Below are 26,985 nucleotides of genomic sequence, written 5' to 3' on the forward strand. Positions count from 1 at the left end.
TTAAGATTGCCGCCATTTACACATCGGACATCAAATGGAGAGACTACTACTTACCGGACGATGAAATCGTTTAAGGTTTGTTAGTACATTTATCACCACACGGAGAAAAAGAAAGATGACCGACATGAAAAAGAAGAATTTATTATACGTAGGAATGGCTTCGCTGCTTGTTGGAGGTATCGCAACCTCTTGCGAAAGCGGAACGAATGAATTCGAAAACTTTGATTACAGCACCGTGTACTTCGCCAACCAGTTTGCCGAGCGTACACTGGTGTTGGGCGAAGACGAATTTACAGATAACGCTATAGACAACGAGCATAAAGTGTCTATCAAGGCAGCATGGGGAGGAGGATACAACAATCCGACAAACGTGACCATCGACTTCGAAGTAGACGAGTCATTGTGTGACAACCTCTACTTCATAGACGAGAATCGTCCGGTAGTTCCTATGCCGGCTGAGTATTATACGTTGGCATCCAATCAGATTCATATCCCAGAAGGTCAAATAGGCGGAGGAGTGGAAGTTCAATTGACCAATGCATTCTTTGCCGACGAACATGCTATTGAAAACTATTACGCCATCCCCTTACGGATGCTGCATGTAGAAGGGGCAGACTCTATCCTGCAAGGTACAGCAGGAGTAGAGAATCCGGTACTGACCAATTCTAACCATTGGACAACGCAACCTAAGAATTACGTTATCTATGCCATCAAATATGTCAACGAATGGCACGGTGAATACTTACGTCGAGGCATTGATCAAATGACGGCAAATGGCGCAACAACTTCGAATATACGTCACGAACAATATATCGAAGACGATGAAGTGGTGTATTTAACTACCAATAGCCTGAGCCGTTCCACCCTGGCATTGACCACTCAAGATACGAATGGAAATAACGTCAGTTACAACATTGCTCTTGCTTTTGGCGAAGACGGCAATTGCACCCTGTCTAGTATAACCGATGGCATTACAGTAAGCGGAACCGGTAAATTCATAAAAGACGGTGAAAAGAATAGCTTGGGGGGTAAAGACCGGGATGCCCTCTACTTGGACTATCAAGTGGACTTTCATAATTTGGGCATGCAATATGCCACGAAAGATACATTGGTGCTCCGTACCCGCGGTGTACAAGGCGGAAAGGCTTTTAATGCCGAAGTACGATAAAACTACAGGTTTAACATTTAAACAAAAAGAACATGAAATACATCAATCATAAGTTAATCGGTCTCGCTGTAGCGACGGCTCTGTTTACCGCTTGCGTAGACGAGTACGAATGCAACCTGCAGGTAGAAAAACCCGAAGAGGTGGCAGGCAGCGAGTATCTGGCTACTTTCGATGTGCTGAAGTCATACATCAGCCGGGATGCCAATTCGCCTTTCAAATTGACGGCGAACCTGAATCCAAGCGATTTCACCGCACACGAAGTGGCTTACAGCACCATTATCAACAATTTCGACGGAATAGACGTGGGCAGCACAACTTATATGCCTGCTACCTCTGTCAATGACCAAGGCGCATACGACTTCGGCGGCATGTCGACACTGGCGGATGCACTTGCAGGAACAGACGTAACGGCATACGGCGGAACGCTTGCCTCCTACCAAGGACAACGTGCTTCCTACTATGCCGAACAGTTCGAGCCGACCATCATCCCTTACGAACCGGAGAAGGGACGCACCGTGCTCTTCAACTTCGAAGCGGACGAAATAGGTACAGCTTATCCCATGAGCGGAAACAGTAGTGCTGAAGTAACTACCGACCCGGATGACCCGAACAAGAAGGTGTTGTGCGTAGGCAGGGCGGACGAATTTGCAAGTTATTCATTTGCCAAACTGAATGTAAAACTGCCCGAAGGACGCAAGCTGGGCGACTATGTAAGCCTGGAATTTGACATGCGAGTGGTAGACAGCCACGGCATTTACGGTGCCGGCATGAAAGTCTACATCAATGGACAAGAGTTCAACGTGGGTATGAATGCGGCGACAATAGGTTGCAATCCAAACCAATGGAACCGCGGTGCCGTCATCAAGATGAAAGACGCTACTGCTCCAGGATTCGTATTGCCCGCCAGCTTAGCTGAACTGACCGAATTCGAACTGCAGGTAGGTACTGCTTCAGGTGAAGCCTACTACTACCTGGACAATATCTACATGAACTACGAAGTGGCAGGTACAGGCACCACCGTCATCGACTTTGAAGGCGACGAACTGGGCAAGACCTACCCGATGACCGGCAACAGCTCGTCGGTTGTAGAAAACGACCCGGCAGGCGAAAGCGGCAAGGTGCTCCATGTAGGCACGGAAAGCGACCCTTCCAGCCACTCCTACCCCACCTTCACACTCCAGCTGCAACCGGGCAGAACCCTAGGCGACTATACAGCCATCGCACTGGATATGTACATTATCAACAGCCAAGGCATCTGGGGTGACGGTGTAAGAGTCATCATCAACGGTGTGGAAATGAACTCGGGCAAAGGTCCGGGCAATTTCGGATGTCCCGACAACGCCTGGGGACGCGGCACCGTTTATATCCCCTTCGGTACTGAGAACGGGAACGGTTCGGTCATGATACCGGAAGAGTTGAAAGGACTGACTGAAATCACACTGGCAATCGGTGCCGGTTCGGGTGCTTGGCATGGTTACATCGACAACATCACCCTGTACTGGAAGATGGACGACACCATCATCGAAAAGACACCCGAAGAAAAAGCAGACATCTTGACGGCTGATATGAACGCCTGGATCGGCGGTATGATGGATGCCGGAGGCGAAGCTGTAACGATGTGGAACATCATCGGCGAACCGCTCAGCCAGACACAAGATGCCAATACATTCAACTTCGGTGAATACCTGGGTGGCGATGTGGAATTCGCCCGCACGGCTGTAGCCATGGCACGCGACACGGCAGCAGTTCCGGTACAGCTCTTCGTAAGCCAGACCTTCGAACAAACGGATGATATGGCATCGAAAGCCGACCAGTTAGCTACATTGGTGAACTCGTATGAAGAAGACGGAGAAACCGTTATTGACGGATATACCATCCTACTTCATACGGTTTATTCGAAAGATGCCACTATCCAGGCTGCAAACGAGGAAAAGATTACTGCCCTCTTCACTCGCTTGGCTCAGGAAAACAAACCGGTACGTATATCCGACTTGAGTGTTTGCGTAGAAAATGCTGACGGCAGTCTCATCCAGGCAGGTCAGGTTTCAACCGACGACCGCATTTATGCCGGAAAATACCTGTCGTTCATTATGCAGCAATACCGCACCCTCATCGGCGAGCAGAACCAATACGGCATTTCGCTTTCGGGCTTGAACGAATCGTCATCGGCGAACAAGCTCTGCCCGTGGACTTCCGGTTGGAACCGCAACCTGTTCTATGAAGGTGTAGTGAACGGATTGAAATAATAGTTTATGAATGTCCGCATTTCATCAAATTAATTGTAGGGGCGTATTGCGGACATTCATATAATAGTTTCCCAACTTCCTTGAAAAAGGAAGACTCATCGTAGAGAGAACAGAGCGCACAAAGAAGAACTGAAAAGTTCTGTGTGCTTCTGTAATCTCTGTGATAAGAATCGTATGTATACAAAACTTAGGTTCTTTCATTTAACTGTAGGGGCGGGGTTTGCCCGCCTGAAGACATCAACCGCTCTATTTGTAGGTGCATTCGGGCAGGCAAACCCTGCCTCTACAGGTATTTGGCAAATGCGGATATTTATTTAGCATTTTAAATGAAAGAACTATATACAAAACCTGGAAAATAACATGAAACAGCTGAAAACAATTTTTACACTTCTCTTGACAAGCACCTTGTTTTGGGCTTGTTCAGACGATGATACGGTGAATAAGAGCGTATGGGGAGACTCGTATGCCCGTTTTGTCCGTTCTGCTATGACGGTTAATGGGACAGACGGAACTGCTGAAGCGATAGTAGAATCACAACAATCTACTTGGGAAATTACCTTAGGCGAAGGAGATATTGTAAGCAATGTAGCTCCTGCATTGGGCGGGAATGCGAACGGCGGACAAGAGTTTACGAAAGTTGTCTTGACTTGCAATGCCAATCCTTCGGTGACAGAAACACGTACACAAGTATTGTACTTAACTGACCAAAACGGAACAACAACCGAATTAACCGTGACCCAAGAAGGGGCAAGCGGTACCGTATTGGCTGTAGACCCGTCTACTACATACCAGCCAGTAGTTGGCTTTGGCGGTATGAACACGGTCAGCGTTTGGGGCACTCCGGTCATTACAGCCGATGAAATGAACAAGATGTACAGTCCCGACGGATTGGGCTATTCTATTCTTCGGTTGATGATTTATTCCGACGAAAACCGCTGGATAGACGATGTAGCAGGAGCTAAAATCGCACAGAACCACGGTGCTATTGTCTTCGCTTGCCCGTGGAACATTAAAGCCGAATGGGCAGATAAAGTAGATGATACAGACCACTTGAAACCCGAATGCTATACGGAATATGCTGACCACTTAATCCGTTACGTCGAATTCATGAAAGAGAACGGCGTGAACATTTACGCTATCTCGGTACAGAACGAACCGGATATGGACTTTACCGCTTGGACTCCGCAGGAAGTGGTGACTTTCTTGAAACAAGAAGGCGCACGCATCCGCGAAACCGGTGTGAAACTGATGTCGCCTGAAGCTTGCGGTTACCAGCCCGAATATACCGATGCTGTATTGAATGATGTAGATGCTTTTGCACAAACCGACATCGTGGCAGGTCACCTTTATCAAGGCTTCATCGACCTGAGCAGCAGCTATGTAAAAGACCGTCACGACTATGTATGCGGACTTTACCCACGCTTGGGCGGAAAGACTTGGTGGATGACAGAGCACCTCTTCAATGACGGAGAAAATGAAGAAGACCCGTCGTTGTGGCAATTCTGGAACTGGGATTACAACTTCTCACACTTGGCGAAAGAAATCCACATGTGTATGGACGGCTATTGCAGTGCGTATGTGTACTGGTACTTGAAACGCTTCTACGGTATGATTGGTGATACCGACGAGCGTTGCAAAGAAGAAGAAGGCGAGGTTTCGAAGAACGGTTACATTTTGGCACATTATGCACAATATGCAACCAATACGACCCGTATTGCCGTTACTTCGGGCAGTGAAAACATTGATGCGACTGCTTATATCAATGAATCGGGTGATGAAATCACGCTCGTATTATTGAATCAGTCAGACCGTGCATTGACCATTGCCATTCCGGTATCGGGTATCAGCCAGGCTACAGCTGTTGAGACAAATGAAGAAAAGAACATGGAAGCTGTGAGTGTAGAGGTAACTGGCGAATATGCTTCTTTATCTTTATCTGGAAAGAGCATTGTTTCGGTACGGCTCAAACTTTGATGTTTAAGTATGAATGATGTCCGTCGTTGATGCACCCTGCATCAATGACGGGCTTTTTTTTTGATTTCTTCTGCCAGCCGGTAATGTATTTCCGCTTCCGTTTCTTTTCCTGCCTGCATCAGTGCATCGGCAAAGCATTCGTGGGCACCGGCATGTTGAGGCTTGAGCGAGGTGGCTTTATCCAAGTCCGTGACGGCTCCTTCTATGTCATGGATATGCAGGCGGAGTTTGCCCCGGTTGTACACGACTTTAAACTCATTGGGGCGGAGCTTGACGGCTTGGTTCAGGCATTCGTTGGCTTCGCTCATCCGGTTGGTGTTGAAAAGCGTCACGCCTTTCCGCACCCATGCGTCCACGTATTCAGGATATAGTTCGAGGGCTTTGTCATAATTCGCCAGTGCAGCCCGTGTGTCATGGGCTTGCGTAACGCATTCGTTTCCCATCAGGTAATATTCCTTGGCATACTTTTGCAAGTTCTTTTTCGATTCCCGCATCTCTTCTTTCAGGCGCGCATTCTCGGCTTTCAGACGATTGATGATGCCTAATTTCTTGCGGATAAATCGTTGTTGCAAGGGTTTTTCGATGTCGTACCGTGAATGGATTGCCTTGAAAAAGTGATGCAGGAAGGTTTCAAAATCCCCTTTATCGAAAGCTTGGACGGATGCAGCATATTCAATATCGGCTTGGGCTTGCTTCATGGCACGGTCGATGGCTTGCGAATCGTTGAACTTTTGGGCAAAGCTTACGATTTCGGGACGCACAAATACATCGGCACGGGTGATTTCCCGCTTCAGGCAAATGCCATCGAGCGAGGTACACCGGCTCAATGCCACGTAGGCTTGGCCTCCCGCAAATACGCCTCCGGTAAAGTCGATAATAACCCGGCTGAAGGTCAATCCTTGGCTTTTGTGTACCGTAATCGCCCAAGCCAGCCGGATAGGGTATTGCGTGAAAGTGCCTAATTCTTCTTCCTCTATCTTTTTCTCTTGCTCGTTATACCGGTACCGGATGTTGCTCCAGCTTTCCCGCCGCACGTCGAATTCCTTTCCGTCTTCGGTGATTACGTAGAGAACCCCTTCCTTGTCAATGCCCGAAAGAATACCGATAGTACCGTTCACCCAACGTTTCTCAGGGTCGTTCTTAATGAAGATAATCTGTGCGCCGGGCTTTACGGTGAGTTCCATAAGGGTGGGAAGGCTGCTTTCGGGAAACTCGCCGTGGATTTCCCCCTTTAGCGTAACGGCTTCTCCCGGAAGTGCCGCAAGGCGTTGCTCGTTGATGAAGTCTACGTTGTCTCTTCGGGTAGCGAGGGTGATGTATAAATCATTCTCGTTCGATTTTGCGGGGGCTTGGTATCGGGTGTTGAGCAATTGCAGGTCGGCGCTTCCCACACTATTGGTGCGGATATGGTCGAGCACGCTTACGAAAACATTGTCCCGTTGGCGGTACACCTTGGTCAGTTCGATAGATACTAATTCCATTTGCTGGAACACCCGTGCCGAGAAGAAGTAGGGATTGGGATAGAAGCGGTTGATGATTTCGCGCTCATCGTTTTTCACCACCGGCTCTAACTGGAACATATCGCCTACCAGCAGGAGTTGTTTCCCTCCGAAAGGTTCGCGCATGTTTTGCGAATAGACCCGCAATACCTTGTCGATGAAGTCGATAATGTCGGCACGCACCATGGATATTTCATCGATAATCACCAGTTCGATGTTCTTTATCAGTTTGCGGCGGTCGGCGGAGTATTTCAAGAAACTATGCAATTTCCCTCCTTTCAGGCTGAAATTCGGGTCATCGGGCAGGAGAGGATGGAAAGGAAGTTTGAAAAAGCTATGCAAGGTGCTTCCGCCCGCATTGATGGCGGCAATGCCCGTAGGAGCCAACACCACATATTTCTTCTTCGTATGTTGGCAGATGTATTTCAAGAACGTAGATTTACCCGTCCCCGCTTTCCCGGTCAGGAATACAGATTGGCGGGTATATTGGATGAGTTTCAATGCGTTCTGAAACTCGGCGTTGCTGGTATCTATTTCGATAGGTGATTGCATGGCTGGTTTTTCTATTCCCTTATGAAGGCAAAGATACGAAAAGCGGAAGAAATATGAAAGAAAGCTTCGGAAAAGACCGCTTATTTTGATACACCCTCCTACAATTAATAAGGTGAAATGCGGACATTCATCTCATATTCTTATCTATTTTATATTCCACGGGCTGGAACGTACATTCCGCGGGCTGGAACGTATATTCCACGGGCTGGAACGTACATTCCGGCTGGCGGAATATAAAACGGACCCTGCTGTTTGGATAAATACCCTAGGTCTCTAAATGGAATGCATCGGGTTTATAGGTAAAAGTCTGTTAATTTTTTGCATTCATGCTTGCTTATGAAAACAAGAATCCATACTTTTGTAGTGTACTATTTAACTAATACACATAAAACAGAAAACAGTCATAGCATAAAAGATAAAAAGATGATGTTAGAAGTAAAAGACCTTTCATTTAGTTATGGTAGACGCAAGAAAGACGTGCTAAGCCATTTTTCCCTTTCTCTTCAGCCCGGACAAGTGTATGGACTATTGGGGAAGAACGGGACGGGAAAATCTACTTTGCTTTACCTGATGAGCGGATTGCTCACCCCGCGGAAAGGGCAAGTGATGTATCGCGGCACGGATGTGCGCCGCCGTCTGCCTGTTACGTTAGGCGACCTTTTCTTGGTGCCCGAAGAATTTGAATTGCCTTCCGTCACGCTGAACCGCTATATAAAGCTGACCAGTGGCTTTTATCCCCGTTTCAGTACGGAGGACATGAAACGTTATCTCGACTTGTTCGACTTGGATACCGATGTGAACTTAGGTGCGCTCTCAATGGGGCAGAAGAAAAAAGTGTTTATGTGTTTTGCGTTGGCTACACATACCTCGTTGCTTCTGATGGACGAACCGACCAACGGATTGGATATTCCCGGCAAGAGCCAGTTCCGCAAGCTGATAGCTTCGGGCATGGACGAAGAGCGGTGTGTGGTAATCTCTACCCATCAGGTGCGCGACATCGACCGGATGCTCGACCATATAGTCATTATCGATGAAAGCCGTGTGCTGCTCGACCGTTCGGTAAGCGATATTTGTGCCGCGTTCTCCTTCCGTGAGAGCGATGACCCTGCGCTGGCGGAGCGTGCGCTTTATGCCTTGCCTTCGCTTCAAGGCAATAGCCTGATGTTGCCCAATGAAAGAGGCGAAGAGACAGAGATTAATTTGGAGTTACTGTTCGGGGCGGCACTTGCCATGCCCGAACGGATAGCGGCGATGTTTCATTCTTGATAAAATGATGTAAAAATGGAAAACAATCAGTTTTTTAATTTGCGGCGTTTCGGGATGTTGTGCCGTATGGAATGGATTGGAGCATGGAAGATGCATCTGCGTAGGTTTGTGGCGTGTTATGCCGGATTGGCTTTTGTGTTGGTCGGATATGGATTAGGCGATTCAAATCCATCACTTCCCGCTTATGAACATAATTTACGTTTCCTTGTCCATGCTGGTCTTTTTGTCATGGGCGCATTTTTTGCATCTTGCTTTATGGAGTGCATGAAGACGAAGGAAGGACGTATCGCTTACTTGATGCTGCCGGCTTCTGCTTTCGAGAAATATCTATCGCGTTGGCTGCTGTTTACGGTCGGTTTTGTCTTGATGTATATCCTTGCCTTCGAATTGGCAGACTGGACGAGGGTCGTAGTATCCAAGATGTATTACAGCGATTTGGCAGAACAGATAAAGCCCTTGGATTTATCGTGTTATATTTATGGAGCAGACGGCAATGTAAGTACTTGGAGTTTGCAACGTACAGGGATATTGATAGCGATGTGTTGTTTTGTGCAGTCTTTGTTTGTATTGGGAAGCAGCATTTGGCCTAAGAAAACAATTGGCAAGACATTGATTGCTATCGTTCTGATTTGCTTGGCTAATATTCAGTTAGGACATTTTATTTGTAAAGAGTGGGGCGGGTTTCATAATCCGATACTGAATGATAACGATGCCATGACTTACTTGGTCATGACTATCGGAGCCGTGTTTGCGGTGTTCAACTGGACGTTGGCTTACTTTCGGTTTAAAGAGTCGGAAATCATCAATCGTTGGTAGCCTATGGATTTCAAGGAAAGTAAAGCCATTTATTTGCAGATAGCCGACCGTATTTGCGATGAAATCCTTCTCGGCGTATATCCCGAAGAAGGGCGCATCCCTTCCGTGCGCGAATATGCGGGCATGGTGGAGGTGAACGCTAACACGGTGATGCGTTCGTTCGACTACCTGCAACAGTTGGGCATCATTTACAACAAACGCGGCATCGGCTATTTTGTAGCTGTAGGTGCGCATCGGGTGATTGACGGCTTGCGCAGGAAACACTTCTTGCAGGAAGAATCGGATGCCTTTTTCAGGCAATGCGTGATGCTGGGCATTTCGGCGGAAGAACTTGCAGCTATGTACCGTGACTTTATCAACAAACAAACGAATCAAGAAAAGCAATCTTAACTGTATGAAACGAACAACTTATATTCTGATAGCGATGTTAGTGGCAGGATTGCTGCTGACAGGCACATTTGCTTATTTTCTAACCTGTGGGGAGAAGCCTGCTACCGAAATCGGGACACTCAGTTCCATAAAATCGGAACCGTTGCCCGCATTCAAAAGGCTCGTATTCACGACGGAAGATGAAAAGATGTCTCCGGTTGTTGTCCCGATTGGGATGTGTCCGGCAGATTCAACCGGAAGCAGTATATCCTATGTATCCGAGCTGGAACCTTATATGAAAATGGACTTATCGGAAGACAGCACCTTGAATATTCATTTCTGTTTTCCTAAAGACAGATTCCCTGAAAACCAATGGCACAGTTTCTTGTCTATGCGCTTGCAGCTTCCCAAAGAAGCCGATGCTGTGTACAATCACACACCTTATGTCACCACTTTTGTCAAAGGGCTTGAACGGGATACATTTTCAGTCTCTACTCAAAACCGTATAGAATTATCGGAATGCAAGTTTGGAACGCTTTCGGCATCGGGAGGCAGTCTGCATTTTAAAAGCGGTAGTGCCGGACATTTGCATATTGATTTGGATGCAACAAACGAATGGTACATTCATGCCGACTCGTTTCATGTAGATACCGAACATCTTACAGGCAGCGGTACGCATTATTGCCGTTGGGTAAAGAACGAAAGCCGTAGTCTGGAGTGGTATCCGAAAACCGAGGGTGCGAGACTGAACATCGAATTGCGTGAAGCGGCAGAGATTGTGCGGAAAGATTAGAAAGATGTATAAGAGTTTGTCTATTCAGAAAATAATGATTTATTTTGTCAAATCGTATTTATTTAAATCGTATCATTCATGAAAAAGACATCTTTGTTTATTGGACTAGCGTTTGGGATTGCGCTGACATTCTTTTCGTGTGCAGGACGGCAGGAAGCGAAAGAAATCCGGTCGGGGGAATTGTGGCTCGACGATGCAGGAATCCATGTAAATGCACATGGTGGGGGCATTCTTTACCATGAAGGCACTTATTACTGGTATGGCGAGAATAAATCGGATACTACCAGTGCGGCTATGGTAGGTATTATGTGCTACTCATCAAAGAACTTAACAGATTGGAAAAACGAAGGGGTAGTATTGCCCGTTGTGACAAATGACACAACAAGTGACATCACTCAAGGGTGTATTATGGAACGTCCGAAAGTGATTTATAATGAAAAGACCGGAAAATTCGTTTTATGGTTTCATTTGGAATTAAAGGGAAAAGGATATGCAGCGGCACGTTCGGCTGTAGCTGTGGCAGATAATCCGACCGGTCCTTTTAAATACCTTCGGTCGGGACGTATTAATCCGGGAAAGTTGCCATTCGACATGACGGATGAACAGCGTGCTGTTTTCGATACGCTCGATATAGATAAGTATAAAGAATGGTGGACTCCGGTATGGTATGATGCGATAGCTAAAGGATTGTTTGTGAAACGAGATCTGGAAGGCGGGCAGATGGCACGCGATATGCAGCTTTTTGTAGACGATGACGGGAAAGGGTATCACATTTATTCATCGGAAGACAATCTGACTTTGCAAATAGCCGAACTGAGCGATGATTATTTGACTCATACGGGGAAATACGTACGTATCGCACCTGCCGGACACAATGAAGCACCGGCTATTTTCAAGAAAGACGGTACTTACTGGATGATTACATCCGGCTGTACGGGTTGGGAGCCGAACGAAGCACGCATGTTTTCTGCTCCGAGTATTTGGGGACCTTGGACGCAGCATCCCAATCCTTGTATAGGTGATGATGCTCATCTTACTTTCCATGGGCAAAGTACATACGTGCTTCCTGTTCACGGAAAGAAAGATGCTTTTATATTTATGGCAGATAACTGGCGTCCGAAGCATCCGAGCGATGCACGGTATATTTGGCTTCCTATCCTTTTCCGTGAGGGAAAGCCCGTTATCAAATGGTTTGACAGTTGGACTTTAGACGATTTTTCTAACGGAAAACTTGAAGAGATGAATTTGGCACTTATGGATTCTATCCGTTGAGCGGCTCTTGCATTTGTCACAATATGACTCGATAAACGGAAAAAAGCGATTGTGCACGAGGCGCAATCGCTTTTTTGATTATTTACAAAAGCCTTTCGGCATTTATCAGATTCTTTTTTAAAAGCTTCCGCTTTTTGTTGCTTCAGCTTGTTTTTACTTGCTGAGTCTGTCGTTCAGCATTACATAACCCCAGATCATAGGATCTGCATTGGCAATCTTGTGAAAAATGTTTTTTACCTTTTTCATAATGTTATCCTTTCTTGTTTAGTTAATAATACCTGAAAACTTAAATCTAACTTAGTCTAATTTTAATACCTACTAATTTTGTTACCCTTTAAATCTCCGGCGAACCTCACGGCTGGCCTTCGATGTTTTTTCTTTTCAATCTTTACCTTAAAAACTTATAGTTTAGTTAAGTTCTAGAACTTGTTGTTCTTTAATTACACTGCAAATATACTGCCTTTTTTGATATGAAATATGTTTTATAGCATATATTTGAGACTTTTGCCCGTTTTATTGACCTAAGTCAAAAAATGCAGAGGTTCCTGAATGCTTTACGGGGAGGGGATGAACATTTTGTCAGTCGAGAACTGACAGATGAGCAGATGATGCAAAATTTCTGTCAAATTGGCACTTATTCAGCAATGTGCTGGCTGATAAAGTGCAAGATTTCTTCTTTTTGGTCGGGATGAAACCACGTGATATCGGCGTCACGCTTGAACCATGTCATCTGTTTACGTGAATAGATGCGTGAGTTTTGCTTAATTTTCTCGATAGCAAAGGGAAGTTCCCATTCTCCATCGAAATACTTGAAGAGTTCTTTATAGCCTACGGTGTTCAGCGAATTGAGGTGCCGGTAGGGATAAACCTTGCGGGCTTCTTCCAGCAAGCCTTCTTCTATCATTTGGTCTACACGAAGGTTGATGCGGGCATATAGTTCTTCTCGTTCCCGTTTCAATCCGATTTTCAGGATATGGAAAGGGCGTTGTTTCTGTGTGCGGGTGCGGAAGGAAGTGTAGGTTTTTCCGGTCATGTAGCAGATTTCGAGTGCATGAATTACCCGTTTGGGATTCTTCAAGTCAACTATCTGATAATATTCCGGGTCTAAAAGTTTCAGTTCGGCGCAGAGGCGTTCCAACCCTTCTTGTTCATAACGTTCTATCATTAATTGGCGTGTTTCGGCATCTACCGTGGGGATATCGTCAATGCCTTTGCATACGGCATCGACGTACATCATCGAGCCTCCGGTCAGCACCACCACATCGTGTGCTTTAAAAAGTTCGTCCAGTTTCTTGAGTGCATCTGCTTCATATTGGGCTGCGCTATAATAATCGGTGAGTTGCAATGTGCCCACAAAATAATGGGGAACTCGTGCCAATTGGTCGGGAGTAGGGGCAGCCGTGCCTATTTTCAAGTCGGCATAAAGTTGGCGGGAGTCCGTCGAGAGGATAGATGTATGATAGGTTTCGGCGATAGATAAGCTTAATTCGGTTTTGCCTACGCCTGTTGGACCGATGAGGACGATGAGAGTCATAAAATAGTTGATAGTTAATAGTTGATAGTTAATAATTGAAAGTGCCAGCAAACTATTAACTATCAACTATTAACTATCAATTGATTTAGTATTTATCTTCGTCATACGGATTGCCTCCGCCTCCCATGTCATAGCCGTCGGGGTCGAAGTCGTCCATGTCGTATTCTTGGTCACCGTAGAAGTTTTCGTCTAAGTCCAATGACGAATCCATTTTCTTCATTTGTTCATCGAAGTCGATGGTTTGTTGAGGCGGATTGCCTTCTTTGCGCGAACAAGTGGCATGTTGCAAATCTTTTCCTGTAATAATTTCCGATAATTCGATGAAGAATACACGTTCAGCCAACGGGTCGAAAACATACAAGAGTTTTTGCTTTTCATCTTCTAAAAGTTCGCTCAGGCGCGTGTCTTTCATGACGAACGTATCTTCTTCCGAGCTTCCTCCTCCCATGTCTTCCAAGGTGATTTCGATTTCTTTCTCCCAATCATCATCGCAGATGAAGAAAGAAGTCATCTGGTCATCCTTATAGCCTGTACATTTCAGGATTGCTTCATGCAAATCGTAGAATGAAGCATCCGAATCGATTTTGATTTCTCTTATGAAATCATCCACTTCATCTGATATGATTCTAAATTTATATACCATAGTTTTTCGTTAATCTTGAATTGATGCGTAAAGGTACAAAATTTTTTTCATCGGATGATGCCTCTTTCCGAATTTTCGATAAAAGAAACGATGTATTCGATTTCGGGGCTCATCGGAATCTCTTCTCTTACTTGTTGCAGGGCATCGGTTACGTTCTTCCCGCTATTATAAATGATGCGGTAAGCATTGTGGATGTTTTCTATCAGTTCGTTCGAGAATCCGCGCCGGCGCAAGCCTACGATATTGATTCCGCTATAAGCAATCGGTTCGCGTCCCGCTATAATATAAGGTGGGATGTCTTTGCTAAACCGGCATCCGCCTTGTATCATTACGTATCCGCCTACCCGGCAGAACTGGTGCATCAGGACGTTGGCACTTACGATAGCATTGTCATCGATAATGACTTCGCCTGCCATTTTCGTAGAATTTCCGATGATGCATCCGCTTCCTACGTGTGTATCATGGGCTACGTGTACGCCTTCCATGAGCAGGTTATTGTTTCCTACCACAGTTTTTCCTTTAGCGGCGGTACCCCGGTTGATAGTTACATTTTCGCGGATAGTATTGTTATCGCCTATTTCCGCCGTGGTTTCTTCTCCTCTGAACTTCAGGTCTTGCGGAATAGCCCCGATAACGGCACCGGGAAAAATCCGGTTGTTATTGCCGATGCGTGCACCGTAGAGGATATTCGCATTGGGCATAATGAGGTTATTATCACCGATTACGACGTTCTTGTCGATGTAGACAAAGGGGCCGATTTCTACGTTCTCTCCGATGATTGCTTCGGGGTGTATGTATGCTAATGGACTGATCATGTTATTTGTTTTTTACTATTTGTGCCATAAATTCGGCTTCGCAAACGATTTTTTCTCCTACGAAGATATATCCTTTCATGGTAGAGATGCCGCGCCGAATCGGTGCCATCAGTTCTACACGGAAGACAAGGGTATCGCCCGGCACTACTTTTTGGCGGAACTTCACATTGTCTATCTTCAGGAAGTAAGTGGAATATCTTTCCGGCTCTGCCAATGAATTGAGCACTAACAAGCCTCCCACTTGTGCCATGGCTTCTACTTGAAGCACGCCCGGCATGACCGGCTCTTGCGGGAAATGCCCTTGGAAGAAAGGTTCGTTCGATGTGACATTCTTCACGCCTACGATGTGGTTGGCTCCGATAGCGATGACCTTATCCACCAATTGGAACGGATAGCGGTGGGGAAGGAGTTCGCGGATGCGGTTCACGTCCATCAAAGGCGGCTCATTACAATTATAGATAGGAGCCTGAATCTCGTGCAGGCGGATTTCCTTGCGCAATTGGCGTGCGAATTTATTGTTGATGGTATGTCCCGGACGGGTGGCGATGATGCGTCCCTTGATGGGTTTCCCGATTAGGGCAAGGTCGCCGATGATATCGAGCAGCTTATGGCGTGCTGGCTCGTTGGGCCATACCAAAGGGATGTGATTGATATATCCTAAATGGCTTGCGTCCATGTGCGGGACTCTCATGACATCCGCTAATTTATCGAAGTTTTCTTGGGTCATCTGCTTTTCGTAGATAACGATAGCATTGTCCAAATCTCCTCCCTTGATAAGCCCGGCATTCAGCAGAGGTTCGATTTCCCTCACGAATACGAAGGTGCGTGCCGATGCGATTTCGGTAGGGAATTCATCCATGTTCTCCAATGTGGCGTATTGGTTGGTCAGAATCTTGGAATCGTAAGAGATTAATACGTTTAAGCTGAATTTATCATCCGGCAAGACGATGATGGAAGACCCTGTTTCTTCATCGCGCACTTCGATTTTCGATTTGATGATGTAATAATCTTTCGGAGCGGTTTGTTCCTCAATGCCTACCCGCTGGATGCATTCTACGTATGCTTTCGAGCTTCCGTCTAAAATCGGAAGTTCGGGACCGTTTACCTGAATCAGGCAATTGTCGATACCGGCTGCATAGAGGGCAGCCATGGCATGCTCTACGGTACTTACTTTTACCCCGTTCTTAGCCAAAACAGTACCACGTGTGGTGTCTACCACATTATCCGCTATGGCATCGATGATGGGCTGGTCGTCCAGGTCGATGCGTTGGATTTTATATCCGTGGTGTTCGGGGGCAGGATTGAATGTCACGGTCAGCTTGACTCCGGTATGGAGACCCTTACCGTTCAGTGTAAAACTGCCTTTTAATGTTTTTTGTTTCAACATGGGCTTTATTTATTAAGTTGTTTCTTTAATTCTTCCAGTTCTTTTTGCATGCGTCTCATGTCTTCGTACATGTCGGGCAACTTCTTGTATATAACAGCTGAACGCGCAAAAAGTTTCGGGTCGATGGCAGGATATCCCATCAGGGTGCTGCCCGACTTGGTATTGCCCGGTATGCCCGATTGGGCTCCGATAGTCACGCGGTCGCCCACTTTGATATGTCCGGCTACACCTACTTGTCCGGCAAATACGCACCATTCGCCTATCTTGGCGGAACCTGCCACGCCTCCTTGCGAAGCCATCACCGTGTGGCTTCCTATCTCTACATTGTGGGCAATCTGAATCAGGTTGTCCAGCTTTACGCCCTTATGGATGATGGTGGCACCCATCGTGGCACGGTCTACGCACGTATTGGCACCGATTTCCACATTGTCTTCGATAACGACAATACCGATTTGGGGAATCTTGTCATAGCCTTCGGCGGAGGGGGCAAACCCGAATCCGTCCGCGCCGATGACACATCCGGCATGCAGGATGCAATTGTTTCCCACCCGGCAATCCTGATAAATCGTGACATGGGGATAGAGCGTTGTGTTATTTCCTATTTTGGCATGGCTTCCTACGGTCGCATGCGGGTGGATGCAAGCGTTGTCTCCTATCTCCGCACCTTCTTCGATGCAGGCAAAGGGACCGATATAGACATCTTTCCCGATTTTAGCGGTCGGAGCAATGGATGCCAGCGGGTCGATGCCCGTCTTTTTCGGCTTGCTTTGTTCGTATAAAGTCAGGAGTTGAGCCAGGCTTTCGTATGCGTTGTCTACTTTAATCAAGGTTGCACTTACCGGTTGTTCCGGTTCGAAATCTTTATTGACCAGTACAATCGTTGATTGGGTTGTATATATGTAATGTGTATATTTCGGGTTTGAAAGAAAAGAAATGGCACCCGGCACGCCTTCTTCTATCTTGGCGAATGTATGTACGGTTGCATTCTCATTCCCTACTATTTCTCCGTGGATATATTCCGCAATTTGTTTAGCTGAAAACTCCATAACTTATCGTATCTTTTGGTTTTTCTATTAGTGTCTTTTAGTACGCTCCTTGTTTAATTATGCAAATTACGTATTTTTTTTTTATATAACCGTGCAAAATGTCAATTATTTATCTTTTTAGTGGTCTAAAACTGGTTAACCGATGTTTTTTTTGCTTTAGTCCTGCGGAACACGGCAGGTCTCGGAGGCGTATGCAACCGCTTGCGCATGCCGGTGCAAACGCTTGCATCGGGGGATGCAGACGCTTGAGTGAGCCGATGCAAGCACGTGCGTTCCGAGATGCATAAGCCCTCTCATTGTACCGCACGGGGCAGGTGCAATGAGAGGATGCGTGAGCCGGTTTACTCCTTATTATATTATATGGGCGGCTTTCAATTGTTCCGCCATTTGTTTCTGAACCTTTTCGGCTTCATTCTTGGCGGCTTGGGCGAAAGTTTCGCTCTTGTCGGCATAGATGATGGCACGGCTGGAGTTGACGATAAGCCCGCATTGGGGAGTCATTCCATAGCGGCATACTTCTTCCAATGAGCCTCCTTGCGCGCCGATGCCCGGTACTAATAGGAAATGGTTGGGTACGATGCGGCGGATGTCTTCGAACATACGGCCTTGGGTGGCGCCTACTACATACATCATGTTTTCATCGTTTGCCCATGCTTGCGATTTGCGGAGCACTTTCTCGAAGAGGCGTTCTCCGTCCTTGTCCTCCGTTAATTGGAAATCGTACGAGCCTTTGTTCGAGGTCAATGCCAAGAGGATGACCCATTTGCCTTCGTAGGTGAGGAAGGGAGTCACGCTATCCTCGCCCATGTAGGGAGCTACGGTTACCGAGTCGATATCGAGTTCTTCGAAGAAGGTACGTGCGTACATCGCCGAGGTGTTCCCGATGTCTCCGCGCTTGGCGTCGGCGATGATGAATTGGTCGGGATAGTTCTTCTTGATGTATTCCACGGTCTTTTCGAAAGCTATCCAGCCCTTTACGCCCATGCTTTCATAGAAAGCCAAGTTGGGTTTATAAGCGATGCAATAGGGGGCTGTAGCGTCTATGATGGCTTTGTTGAACGCGAAAATCGGGTCTTCTTCCTTCAACAGGTGTTCGGGGATTTTCTTGATGTCGGTGTCCAGTCCTACACAAAGGAAGGATTGTTTGCGCTTGATGTTCTCAAAAAGTTCTTGTTTGTTCATGTCGGTATGTTTTTATAATTCGCTTTCTTTTAGTCTTTCGGCGTTTTCCGCTACTATCAGGTGGTCGATGCAATCTTGGATGTCTCCGTCCATGAAGGCGGCAAGATTGTAGATGGTATAATTGATGCGGTGGTCGGTGATGCGCCCTTGGGGATAATTGTAAGTGCGGATTTTTGCCGACCGGTCTCCGGTGCTTACCATCGTCTTCCGTTTCGAGGCGATATCATCAATGTATTTTTGATGTTCCTTATCATAAATAAAGGTACGCAGGCGCGCGAGAGCACGCTCCTTGTTTTTCGGCTGGTCGCGCGTCTCGGTACATTCTATCAGGATTTCCTCGACTACGCCCGTGTTGGGGTTCTTCCAATTATAGCGCAGGCGTACGCCCGATTCCACCTTGTTCACATTCTGTCCTCCGGCACCGGAGCTCCGGAACGTATCCCACTTGATTTCGCCTTCGTTGATTTCCACATCGAAAGGCTCGGCTTCGGGCAATACGGCGACAGATGCCGCCGAGGTATGTACACGCCCTTGGGTCTCGGTGGCGGGCACACGTTGCACGCGGTGCACGCCCGATTCGTATTTCAGAGTCCCGTACACCTTTTCTCCCGTAACGGAGCAAATAATTTCCTTGAATCCTCCCGATGCGCCTTCGCTCGCGCTCGATACTTCTAACTTCCAGCCTTTGCGCTCGCAATATTTCGAGTACATGCGGAACAGGTCTCCGGCGAAGATAGCCGCTTCGTCCCCTCCCGTTCCTCCACGGATTTCGAGGATGGCGTTGCGGTCATCTTGCGGGTCGGCTGGGATGAGCAGGAGCTTGATCTCTTCTTCCAGCTCCGGGATGCGTGCTTCACACGCGGCGGCTTCTTCACGAGCCATTTCCTTCATCTCCGAATCGTTTTCGTTCATCATTTCCTTAGCTTCCTCCAGTCCGGCAAGGCATTGCATGTATTCCTTGCGTGCCTTCATCAGGTCGCCCAGTTCCTTGTATTCCTTGGTGAGCTTCACGTAGCGTTTCTGGTCGGCAATAACGGAAGGGTCGGTTATCAGGGTCGATACTTCCTCGAAGCGCGAAACCAGTCCATCGAGCTTTTCTAAGAGTGTATGGTTGTCTGACATATCTGTTGTTTATTCTTTTTCTTCTATTAATTCGATGTATCTTTGGAGGGCTTCTATCTCTTTTTCTTCCACCAATAAGCGGAACGGTTCTGGGTCCTTGTCTACGTGTGAGGCTTCAAGTGCCTTGTAGTAGGCTAACTTGCTTTCCGCATCCCCTTTCAGAATGATGAATACATAGCCGTGCCGTAGCAGGTATAGATTCATCAGCAAACGGAAGGTGCGTCCGTTCCCGTCGATGAAAGGATGGATGCGAACCAATTCATCGTGCAAGTAGGCGGCAATGTCTATCGGGTGGATGCCTTCCGCCTCCATTTCTTGGAAACGGAGCAAGAAGTCCTCCATTTGTTTCCTTATCAGATAAGGCTGGGGAGGCACATGACGGCTTCCGGCGATGAGGACGGGCACCGTGCGGTAACATCCTGCGTTTTCCCGATTAATACCCCGCAAGATAAGTGCATGGATTTGAAGGATGGTCCGTTCGGTTATCGGCTCCTCACTTTTTGCAATATCTTTGATATAGGCGATGGCTTCTTGGTGATTGATGGCTTCCAGGTGCTCGCGCATGCTTTTCCCGCTAATGGTAAGCCCTTCTTCCACTACGAGTGCGGTTTCCATCAAGGTCAAGGTATTGCCTTCGATGCGGTTGCTTTCGTAAGTGTATTCAATGTCGAGTGCTTCCCGAATCTTGGTCAACGCTTCTTGCGGCAAGGGGCGCAAAGAGTCAAGGCGGGTTTTAAGCTCGTCTATTTTCTCTAAGATTGTATGATGTTTTTCTGCCTTTAGCATTGATTCTTTCATGTTTTCAATCAATACGTAAACTCCCCGAACTCGCTCCGGATAATCAGTTCTTTACGGTCGCTTTCTTCGATGCGTCCGATGACTTGCGCGTCGATGTTGAACGATTTCGAGATGGCGATGACCTCTTCGGCGTGTTCGGGCGAGAGATATACCTCTAAGCGATGGCCCATGTTGAATACCTTGTACATCTCGTCCCAGTCGGTTCCGCTCTGTTCCTTGATGGTACGGAAGAGGGGAGGAACGGGGAAGAGGTTGTCTTTTATCACCCGGCAATTATCGCCTACGAAGTGAAGCACTTTGGTCTGTGCGCCTCCCGAACAATGCACCATACCGTGGATTTCAGGACGGAGTGCGTCGAGCAGTTTCTTTACCACCGGAGCATACGTGCGGGTGGGGGAGAGAACTAACTTTCCGGCATTGACGGGCGAGCCTTCTACGGCATCGGTCAAGCTCAAACGTCCGCTATAAACTAGTTCTTCGGGTACGGCATGGTCGTAGCTTTCGGGATATTTCCCGGCAAGGTATTTGGCGAATACATCGTGGCGTGCCGAGGTCAGTCCGTTGCTTCCCATACCGCCGTTGTATTCTTTTTCGTAAGTGGCTTGACCGTAAGAAGCGAGTCCCACGATAACGTCTCCCGGACGGATGTTGGCATTGTCTATCACGTCGGCGCGTTTCATGCGGCAGGTCACGGTGCTATCCACGATGATGGTGCGCACCAAGTCGCCCACATCGGCGGTCTCGCCTCCGGTGGCATATACGCCTACACCCATATCACGCAATTCGGCAAGCAATTCATCCGTACCGTTGATGATGGCTGAAATCACTTCGCCCGGCACCAGTAATTTGTTGCGTCCGATGGTGGAAGATACTAAGATATTGTCTACGGCTCCCACGCAAAGCAAGTCATCGATGTTCATAATCAGCGCATCTTGAGCGATGCCTTTCCATACCGAGAGGTCGCCCGTCTCTTTCCAGTACATGTAAGCCAAGGAAGATTTGGTGCCGGCACCGTCGGCATGCATGATGTTGCAATATTCAGGGTCTCCGCCCAAGATGTCGGGGATGATTTTGCAGAATGCTTTCGGGAAAATACCTTTATCGATGTTTTTGATAGCGTTGTGCACGTCTTCTTTCGATGCCGAAACGCCGCGTTGCATATATCGTTGGTTACTCATAAGGATTTATGTTATAAATTATTGATTTGCAAAGGTAGTGAATATTTATGAGAATAAGAAACGCAGAGACGCAAAAACGCAAAGTTTATAATTGAGAGGGCAAAAGGCACAGAGAGAAATGTGAAAAACATTGCGTTCTTTGCTCGCTTTAAAAAATAAATCTTTGCGCTTTTGCGTCTCTGCGTTTGGTTTTAATGAAAAAACTCCACAGCTCCGCTTTCGTTCCCGCACCGGTCTACGGCGGTTATCGCCCAATACAGATATTCTTGCCAGGGCACTTCGGGCACGTAGGTATAGGTGGTGTTCTCGATGCGTGGGGCAATCAGGTTTGCCGGGTTATCGGTGTCTACCGGATAAGTGTCGGAGGCATAGAGGCGGTAATATACCGGAGAAAGGTTGTCGGTTGAGGCTTTCCATTGGAAACGTATGCCTCGGTCCAAAAGCGTAAAGGAGGGGCTTGAGGGCTTAGCCGGAGCGATGCTGTCGGTCCATGTCATAGGAGGCGTTACGGCGGGAAGCGGGTAGAAATGTTGCTTTAGTTCATTGAAAATCCCTTTCGTGTTGTCGAGCAAGAAGCGGGTGCGGAAATAGGCTTGCCCGTCCAGTGCGATGGTACGGATGAAATAGATTTGGCGCACCACTTCGTCTAGCTTCCAATTCAGTTCCGACGGGTGCAGGAAATAAATGCCCAGTCCGGGTATAATCCAGCGTCCGTTCTTGTTTTCTTCCCAGTCGAGGGCAAACGGGTAAAAATGGTTTCCTTGGAAATACATCATCGGGAATAGCGCGTCATGAATGCCTTCACGGAGCCATTGCTGGGCGTCTTGGTACACTTCTTCGTAGGCGTTCCAGCCTTGCGAGGAATAGCGTCCGGTGTCTCGGTATTTCCCTATGGGCGAGCTGCTTACCTTTACCCAAGGCTTGAGCCGTTTGGTCTCGGTATAGATTCTCCGCACGATGCGGGTGATGTTGTTCCGCCTCCATTGTTTCAGGTCTTGTCTTTTCCCGTACTTGCGGTAGGTGGCTTGGTCGGGGAAGCGTTCTCCTTGCTCCGGATAGCGGATATAGTCGAGGTGGATGCCGTCCACATCATATCCCGATACGATTTCGCGCACGATGCTTGCTAAATAATCGTCCACCGCAGGATTGCCGGGGTCTAAATACCAGCTTCCTTTGAATTGCTTGCAGAGCGACGGGTGTTTCCGGTTCAAGGCGTTTCTCCCCAATGTCCGTACCTGACGGGCGTTGCCGATGGGGATAGCGACTATCCACGCATGCAGTTCCATTCCTCGTTTATGGCATTCTTCGATGGCGAACCGGAGCGGGTCGTACCCCGGATTCCGTCCTTCTGTGCCCGTAAGCGATTCAGCAAACGGTTCGAATGCCGAAGGGTAAACCACGTCTCCCCGTAGGCGTGTCTGAAACAGGACGGTATTGAAATGGGTTTGTTGCAATTCGTCTAAGATGCGGCATAACTCTTCTTTTTGTTTTTGGATGCCGGATGCGGACGTGGCTTTTGCCGAGGGCCAGTCCATGCCTCCCAAGGTGGTGAGCCACGTGGCGCGTATCTCGTGTTTCGATGCCGTTTGAGCGAAGGCGGCAAGGAAGGGAAGAAGCAGCAGGGAAAAAATCGTATATCGTAGCTTGTGTGTCATGTCTGATGTTTTTTAGGCGGGCAAAGATACAAACATTTTTCTTTTTTATTACTTTTGCGGCAATGTTTATAATCATATAACGCAGAGGCGCAAAAACGCAGAGAACTATTTTTTTTAGATTTTGCGTGCTTTGTTTTCTCTTTTTAATTATGGGCTTTGCGCTTTTGCGTCTTTGCGTTTTTTAATATAAAAGAAATGAAAAAGCAAATTGTATTGTTGGCAGCCCTGTTAGGAGGAACATTGGCGGGGCATGCGCAGAAGAAAGGGTTCGACTATAAGTTTTACGGGCAAGTGCGTACCGATTTGTTTTACAATAGCCGGTCGAACTCGGAGACGGTGGACGGATTGTTCTACATGTATCCGCTTGATGAGGTGAAGGACCCGAACGGGAACGACCTGAACAAGAACGGGAATAGCGATTTCTATACCCTTTACACCCGTTTGGGCGTAGACGTGACCGGACCGATGTTAGGCAAGGCAAAGACTTCGGCAAAGGTGGAGGTGGATTTCCGCGGCTCAGGCACTACGTATTCGCTCTTCCGCATCCGCCACGTGTATTTCAATCTCGACTGGGGCAAGTCGGCATTGCTGGTCGGGCAGACCTGGCATCCGCTTTATGGCGATGTGGCTCCCGAAATATTAAACTTGAACATGGGTGCGCCTTACCAGCCCTTCAGCCGTGCCCCGCAAATCCGCTATCGGTTTACTTCGAAGAGTTTCCAGTTGACCGCCGCCGCTATTTGGCAATCGCAATACCTTTCGGTGGGTCCTAACGGGAATGCGCCGGGCACTACCGCTACCCGCAAGCATCAGGATTTCATCAAGTGGAGCTGTGTTCCGGAGTTTTATTTGGGCATGAATTACAAGAAGCCGGGATTGATAGCCGGAGCGGGCGTCCATCTGAGTTCCATCACGCCGCGCACCCAGTCGGAAACCGACCACGGGACGTATCATGTAGACGAACGCATCACGGGCATTTCGGGCGAAGCGCACGTGAAATACACGCATCGTGACTGGCTGGTGGCGGCTAAAACCGTGTTGGGCACCAACCTTACCCAAGCCAGCACCGTAGGCGGATATGGCATCCGGAGCATCAATAACGAAACGGGCGAGCAGACGTATGCGCCTCTCCGTACGTCTACCACGTGGGTGAACGTGGCATACGGCAAGACGTGGCGTCCGGCGTTGTTCTTCGGCTATCTGAAAGGATTGGGTGCGGCGAAGGATGTACCCTACGGGACATTGGGTACGGGCACCACGCTCGACCAGCTTTTCACGGGTACCGCCGAGCTGACTTATAACCGTCCGCATTGGAAATTCGGAGCCGAATACTCGGTGTGCAACGCTTGGTATGGCGATGAGTTTGATACGAAGGCAAAAGCTATTCATTCCCATACTGTTTTGAATCATCGTTTGGTAATGACAGCTATTTTTCAATTCTGATAGAATAATATTTGTGTAGTCGGAAGAAAAACTGTACTTTTGCTCACACGATTGAAAGTTGTGCAATTTTAGAGGATTTTTACGATGACTGTACTGAAGACAAAAGCAATGTTAGTGGATGTAGCCCGCCAGCTATTTGCCAAAAAAGGAGTGGATGCTACGACAATGAATGATATTGCTATGGCTTCGAAAAAGGGACGCCGTACACTCTATACTTATTTTAAAAGTAAGGAGCAGATTTATATGGCAGTAGTCGAGTCGGAGTTAGAGATGCTTTCGAATACAATGGAGAAAGTGGCACAGAAAGACATATCTCCGGATGAGAAGATTCTAGAATTGATATCGACCCACTTGGATATCGTTAAACTTGCAGTTTACCGTAACGGAACATTGCGTGCCAATTTTTTTCGTGATATTTGGAGGGTAGAGGCAATGCGAAAGCATTTTGACCAAAACGAAGTAAAATTGTTTCGTTCTGTATTAAAAGAAGGAAAAGAGCAAGGTTTATTCGATATTGATAACATCGAGATAACCGCAGATATCCTGCATTATTGTATAAAGGGAATAGAGGTGCCTTATATCCGTGGTCAGATTGGTGAGGATTTGGATGATGAAATAGGATGGCGTTATGTGGCTAAAATAGTCTACGGAGCATTGGGAAGAAAAATTTAGAATTAAAAACATAATAACTAAAAACAAAAATAATTATGGGATTATTGACTGGAAAGACAGCAATTATTACCGGTGCTGCTCGTGGTATTGGTAAGGCGATTGCATTGAAGTTTGCTTCAGAAGGTGCAAACATTGCATTTACAGATTTGGTAATTGATGAAAACGGTAAAAATACGGAAGCCGAAATTGCAGCTTTTGGCGTAAAAGTAAAAGGATATGCGTCAAATGCTGCCAGTTTTGAAGATACCGCCAAAGTGGTAGAGCAGATTCATGCAGATTTTGGCTCTATTGATATTTTGGTCAACAATGCCGGTATAACCAAAGACGGTTTGATGATGCGTATGAGTGAAGGACAGTGGGATGCTGTTATCAATGTTAATTTGAAATCTGCATTCAATTTTATTCATGCATGTACACCGATTATGATGCGTCAACGTAGTGGAAACATCATCAATATGGCTTCGGTTGTGGGTGTGCACGGAAATGCCGGACAATGTAACTATTCGGCTTCGAAAGCAGGGCTGATCGGGCTGGCTAAGTCAATAGCTCAGGAATTGGGTTCGCGCGGTATTCGTGCCAATGCCATTGCTCCTGGATTTATCATTACTGATATGACGGCTCAGTTATCGGAAGAAGTGAAGGCTGAATGGAACAAACGTATTCCGTTGCGTCGTGGTGGTACGCCTGAAGACGTTGCAAATATTGCGTTGTTCTTAGCATCAGACATGTCGTCATACGTATCAGGTCAAGTGATTCAGGTAGACGGCGGTATGAATATGTAATACAGGCTTGTTGCGTGTATGACTATTGTGTACGAAGATAATCATCTCATTATTGTCAATAAGACGGCTTCTGAAATCGTTCAAGGAGACAAGACCGGAGATGTGCCTTTATCGGAAACGGTAAAACAATATCTGAAAGAAAAATACAACAAACCGGGCAATGTCTTTTTAGGCGTTGCCCATCGTTTGGATCGTCCAGTAAGTGGTTTGGTGGTTTTTGCCAAGACCAGCAAGGCTTTGGCACGTTTGAACGATATGTTTCGTAATGGTGAAGTGAAGAAGACATATTGGGCAATAGTGAAGGAATGCCCTCCGGCAGAAGAAGGTGAATTGGTGCATTATCTGGTGCGTAATGAAAAGCAAAATAAATCGTATGCACATGATAAGGAGGTGAAAAATTCGAAAAAAGCGGTGTTATGTTACCGCTTAATCGGACATTCGGAAAACTATTATTTATTGGAAGTCGATCTTCAGACTGGGCGTCATCATCAAATCCGATGTCAGTTGGCAAAGATCGGATCTCCCATAAAAGGTGATCTTAAATATGGTTTCCCGCGTTCTAACCCTGACGGAAGCATTTGTTTGCATGCACGAAAAGTGTGTTTTATACATCCGGTATCAAAAGAACGGATTGAAGTTACTGCTCCTTTACCGGAAGGAAATTTATGGAAAGCATTTCAATCAATAGATTGATAAAGTAAAAAGAGGACGCTTCACAGCGTCCCCTTTTCGTATTAACACATAGGCATCTTCATTTTATCAAAAAGTAATAT

Annotated in this window: 24 protein-coding genes; 13 read left to right on the forward strand and 11 right to left on the reverse strand. The window is 47.0% G+C overall.

All coding sequences use genetic code 11. The features are described from left to right. Window positions 1-124: 124 nt before the first annotated feature. From B5F91_RS12755 to B5F91_RS12765, 3 genes are all read left to right on the forward strand, one after another. Complete coding sequence (locus B5F91_RS12755) at window positions 125-1,168, forward strand: DUF5627 domain-containing protein (RefSeq protein ID WP_204244694.1); 1,044 nt, start codon at window positions 125-127, stop codon at window positions 1,166-1,168. 32 nt (window positions 1,169-1,200) lie between these two features. Then, window positions 1,201-3,414 (forward strand): endo-1,4-beta-xylanase, encoded by a 2,214-nt coding sequence (locus tag B5F91_RS12760; RefSeq protein ID WP_087429456.1) that lies wholly within the window; start codon window positions 1,201-1,203, stop codon window positions 3,412-3,414. Window positions 3,415-3,774: 360 nt separating this feature from the next. Further along, window positions 3,775-5,388, forward strand: a complete 1,614-nt coding sequence (locus B5F91_RS12765; RefSeq protein WP_087429457.1) for a glycoside hydrolase family 30 beta sandwich domain-containing protein — start codon at window positions 3,775-3,777, stop codon at window positions 5,386-5,388. Window positions 5,389-5,429: 41 nt separating this feature from the next. Here B5F91_RS12765 and B5F91_RS12770 read toward each other — a convergent pair whose 3' ends face one another. Then, window positions 5,430-7,439 (reverse strand): AAA family ATPase, encoded by a 2,010-nt coding sequence (locus tag B5F91_RS12770; RefSeq protein ID WP_204244695.1) that lies wholly within the window; start codon window positions 7,437-7,439, stop codon window positions 5,430-5,432. 85 nt (window positions 7,440-7,524) lie between these two features. Here B5F91_RS12770 and B5F91_RS15010 point away from each other — a divergent pair, with 85 nt between their 5' ends. The 6 genes from B5F91_RS15010 (at window position 7,525) to B5F91_RS12795 (ending at window position 11,955) form a co-directional block, all read left to right on the forward strand. Next, window positions 7,525-7,716, forward strand: coding sequence for a hypothetical protein (locus B5F91_RS15010; protein ID WP_144025123.1), 192 nt, complete (start codon window positions 7,525-7,527; stop codon window positions 7,714-7,716). Between the two features lie 149 nt (window positions 7,717-7,865). Beyond that, window positions 7,866-8,705: an ABC transporter ATP-binding protein gene (locus B5F91_RS12775; protein ID WP_087429479.1), complete on the forward strand. Its 840-nt coding sequence runs from the start codon at window positions 7,866-7,868 to the stop codon at window positions 8,703-8,705. 15 nt (window positions 8,706-8,720) lie between these two features. After that, window positions 8,721-9,521: a hypothetical protein gene (locus B5F91_RS12780; RefSeq protein WP_144025124.1), complete on the forward strand. Its 801-nt coding sequence runs from the start codon at window positions 8,721-8,723 to the stop codon at window positions 9,519-9,521. Window positions 9,522-9,524: 3 nt separating this feature from the next. Then, window positions 9,525-9,911 (forward strand): GntR family transcriptional regulator, encoded by a 387-nt coding sequence (locus tag B5F91_RS12785; protein WP_087429459.1) that lies wholly within the window; start codon window positions 9,525-9,527, stop codon window positions 9,909-9,911. Between the two features lie 4 nt (window positions 9,912-9,915). Beyond that, a complete protein-coding gene (locus B5F91_RS12790) occupies window positions 9,916-10,683 on the forward strand; it encodes a hypothetical protein (RefSeq protein WP_144025125.1) in 768 nt (255 codons plus the stop codon). A gap of 78 nt (window positions 10,684-10,761) precedes the next feature. Further along, window positions 10,762-11,955, forward strand: coding sequence for a glycoside hydrolase family 43 protein (locus B5F91_RS12795; RefSeq protein WP_087429461.1), 1,194 nt, complete (start codon window positions 10,762-10,764; stop codon window positions 11,953-11,955). 634 nt (window positions 11,956-12,589) lie between these two features. On the opposite strand, the gene miaA is transcribed toward B5F91_RS12795, so the two are convergent. From miaA to B5F91_RS12845, 10 genes are all read right to left on the reverse strand, one after another. Next, the gene (gene miaA / locus B5F91_RS12800; protein WP_087429462.1) at window positions 12,590-13,489 is read right to left on the reverse strand and encodes a tRNA (adenosine(37)-N6)-dimethylallyltransferase MiaA; all 900 of its coding nucleotides are present in this window, start codon (window positions 13,487-13,489) and stop codon (window positions 12,590-12,592) included. 85 nt (window positions 13,490-13,574) lie between these two features. Further along, complete coding sequence (locus tag B5F91_RS12805; RefSeq protein WP_087429463.1) at window positions 13,575-14,132, reverse strand: hypothetical protein; 558 nt, start codon at window positions 14,130-14,132, stop codon at window positions 13,575-13,577. Between the two features lie 47 nt (window positions 14,133-14,179). Continuing rightward, complete coding sequence (lpxA, locus tag B5F91_RS12810; RefSeq protein ID WP_087429464.1) at window positions 14,180-14,947, reverse strand: acyl-ACP--UDP-N-acetylglucosamine O-acyltransferase; 768 nt, start codon at window positions 14,945-14,947, stop codon at window positions 14,180-14,182. Between the two features lies 1 nt (window position 14,948). Continuing rightward, on the reverse strand, window positions 14,949-16,334 hold the full coding sequence (locus B5F91_RS12815; RefSeq protein WP_087429465.1) for a bifunctional UDP-3-O-[3-hydroxymyristoyl] N-acetylglucosamine deacetylase/3-hydroxyacyl-ACP dehydratase: 1,386 nt from the start codon (window positions 16,332-16,334) through the stop codon (window positions 14,949-14,951). A gap of 5 nt (window positions 16,335-16,339) precedes the next feature. Next, a complete protein-coding gene (gene lpxD / locus B5F91_RS12820) occupies window positions 16,340-17,380 on the reverse strand; it encodes a UDP-3-O-(3-hydroxymyristoyl)glucosamine N-acyltransferase (RefSeq protein ID WP_087210805.1) in 1,041 nt (346 codons plus the stop codon). 351 nt (window positions 17,381-17,731) lie between these two features. Beyond that, complete coding sequence (gene pyrF / locus B5F91_RS12825) at window positions 17,732-18,562, reverse strand: orotidine-5'-phosphate decarboxylase (RefSeq protein ID WP_087429466.1); 831 nt, start codon at window positions 18,560-18,562, stop codon at window positions 17,732-17,734. Window positions 18,563-18,574: 12 nt separating this feature from the next. Continuing rightward, window positions 18,575-19,684, reverse strand: a complete 1,110-nt coding sequence (prfA, locus tag B5F91_RS12830; protein ID WP_087429467.1) for a peptide chain release factor 1 — start codon at window positions 19,682-19,684, stop codon at window positions 18,575-18,577. A gap of 9 nt (window positions 19,685-19,693) precedes the next feature. Then, window positions 19,694-20,482: a Fic family protein gene (locus tag B5F91_RS12835; RefSeq protein WP_239416438.1), complete on the reverse strand. Its 789-nt coding sequence runs from the start codon at window positions 20,480-20,482 to the stop codon at window positions 19,694-19,696. Window positions 20,483-20,490: 8 nt separating this feature from the next. Continuing rightward, window positions 20,491-21,660 carry an AIR synthase-related protein gene (locus B5F91_RS12840; protein WP_087429468.1) on the reverse strand — a complete coding sequence of 390 codons (1,170 nt, stop codon included), beginning with the start codon at window positions 21,658-21,660 and terminating at the stop codon, window positions 20,491-20,493. A 191-nt stretch (window positions 21,661-21,851) separates the two neighbouring features. Next, window positions 21,852-23,315, reverse strand: coding sequence for a family 10 glycosylhydrolase (locus tag B5F91_RS12845; protein WP_087429469.1), 1,464 nt, complete (start codon window positions 23,313-23,315; stop codon window positions 21,852-21,854). A 195-nt stretch (window positions 23,316-23,510) separates the two neighbouring features. Here B5F91_RS12845 and B5F91_RS12850 point away from each other — a divergent pair, with 195 nt between their 5' ends. From B5F91_RS12850 to B5F91_RS12865, 4 genes are all read left to right on the forward strand, one after another. Then, window positions 23,511-24,758 carry a DcaP family trimeric outer membrane transporter gene (locus B5F91_RS12850; protein ID WP_087429470.1) on the forward strand — a complete coding sequence of 416 codons (1,248 nt, stop codon included), beginning with the start codon at window positions 23,511-23,513 and terminating at the stop codon, window positions 24,756-24,758. An 84-nt stretch (window positions 24,759-24,842) separates the two neighbouring features. Then, on the forward strand, window positions 24,843-25,430 hold the full coding sequence (locus B5F91_RS12855) for a TetR/AcrR family transcriptional regulator (protein WP_087429471.1): 588 nt from the start codon (window positions 24,843-24,845) through the stop codon (window positions 25,428-25,430). 35 nt (window positions 25,431-25,465) lie between these two features. Next, entirely contained in the window at window positions 25,466-26,212 is a 747-nt protein-coding gene (fabG, locus tag B5F91_RS12860; RefSeq protein WP_087429472.1) for a 3-oxoacyl-[acyl-carrier-protein] reductase, read from the forward strand. Between the two features lie 18 nt (window positions 26,213-26,230). After that, on the forward strand, window positions 26,231-26,905 hold the full coding sequence (locus B5F91_RS12865) for an RNA pseudouridine synthase (protein WP_087429473.1): 675 nt from the start codon (window positions 26,231-26,233) through the stop codon (window positions 26,903-26,905). Window positions 26,906-26,985 lie beyond the last annotated feature (80 nt).

The organism is Bacteroides sp. An322 (assembly GCF_002161765.1).
GTDB classification, from domain to species: Bacteria; Bacteroidota; Bacteroidia; order Bacteroidales; family Bacteroidaceae; genus Phocaeicola; species Phocaeicola merdavium.